The sequence below is a fragment of the Streptomyces sp. NPDC060035 genome, from assembly GCF_042736635.1.
Lineage (GTDB): Bacteria > Actinomycetota > Actinomycetes > Streptomycetales > Streptomycetaceae > Streptomyces.
In genome coordinates this window covers 1-1,374 of the sequence record NZ_JBHWVO010000073.1, presented here as the reverse complement: position 1 = coordinate 1,374, position 1,374 = coordinate 1, and the positions used below count along the sequence as shown (strand labels likewise).

Sequence of the window (1,374 nt, the reverse complement as noted above, 5' to 3'; positions counted from 1 at the left end):
GTCGCCGTTCTGGACGGCGGCCTGGTTGGGGGCGTCGTACGCCTTCTCGTTCTGGAAGAAGATCGTCTTCCCGTTCTCGCCGTACCACTGCACGTCGTACTTGTTGAAGTGCTCGACGAACAGGCCGGTGGCCAGCACGTCGTCGCCGTTCACCCGCAGGCCGTAGTCGGACCGGTTGGTCTCCCAGCCGACCCCGTCGCCGTGGTCGGCGCGCCAGAGCCAGGTGTGGTCGACGATCGTGTCGTCGCTGTTGATGACCATGCCGGTGGTCGCCTTGCCGGCGCCCGCTCCGCCGACCCGGACGAACACGTCCTGGAGCGACGTCGGGTTCGCCGAGTGATCGGCGGAGGCTCCTTCGGGGCCGACCTCCACGAGTGTCTCGGAGTTGACCGGGCCCGCGTCGATCAGCAGGCCGGCCAGCTTGACGCCGTCGACGTCACCGACCTTGACGGCGGTCACCCCGTTGTCCGGGATGATCGTGGCGAGCCCGAGACCGAGTGCCACGGTGTCCGCGCGGTTGATGTTGATCGTCTGGTCGACGTGGTAGACGCCCGGGGTGAAGAGCAGGTGCAGCCCCTGCTCCACGGCCGCGTTGATGGTCTGTGCGGTCGCGCCGGGCTTGACCACGTAGAACTGGTTCAGCGGGATGGACTCGCCCTGCGGGGTGCCGTTCCATGAGACGCCGCGTGCGTTGGTGCGCTTGGCGGGGACGAAGACCTTGTAGTCGTTGCCGTCCAGGTAGAGGAAGGGCTTCTCGCGGGAGACCGGGGTGGTGTCGAGTGTGGTGTACGGGGGTTCGGGGAAGCTCTGGGCGGGTGCGCCCTCGACCCCGGAGAAGGTCATGTTCCAGACGCCGTTGCCCCAGCTGCCGATGGAGCTGTCGCGGGTGTACCACTGCTGCTGGGAGTAGGGGGCGACCTGGCCGTCGATCTTGCTGTCGGCGATGTAGCCGCCGCTGGCCCAGCCGTAGCCGTCGGGTGCGAGGTTGAGGCCGCCCTTGACGTGCATGCGGCGGAAGGGGGCGGCCTGGGAGACGGCCCAGCGGTTGGTGCCGCTGACGGGGTTGAGGGCCAGGTTCTCGGCCGAACGCCAGAAGTTCTGGGTGGCGTTGCCGTTGAACCAGCCGGCGTCGACGGTCACATCACCGTTGAAGGTGGTGTCGTCGGGCTTGAGGCCGAGACCGGCGATCGAGGTGTAGAAGCCGATCTGGGCGTTGATGTTGCTGTACGTGCCCGGCTTGAACATCAGCGCATAGCGGTCGGTGCCGAACTGGGCCGACTCCTGCTTCTTGAAGATCTCGTCGACCTTGCCCTGGATGTTCGGCGTCGACGGATCGAAGACCAGGACGTTGGGTCCCAGGTCACCACCGCCGGG

At 67.1% G+C, this 1,374-nt stretch carries 1 pseudogene; it reads right to left on the bottom strand.

What is annotated here, in order from left to right:
* Window positions 1-1,374: pseudogene (locus ACFWBQ_RS38300) on the bottom strand (coagulation factor 5/8 type domain-containing protein); the annotation flags it as partial.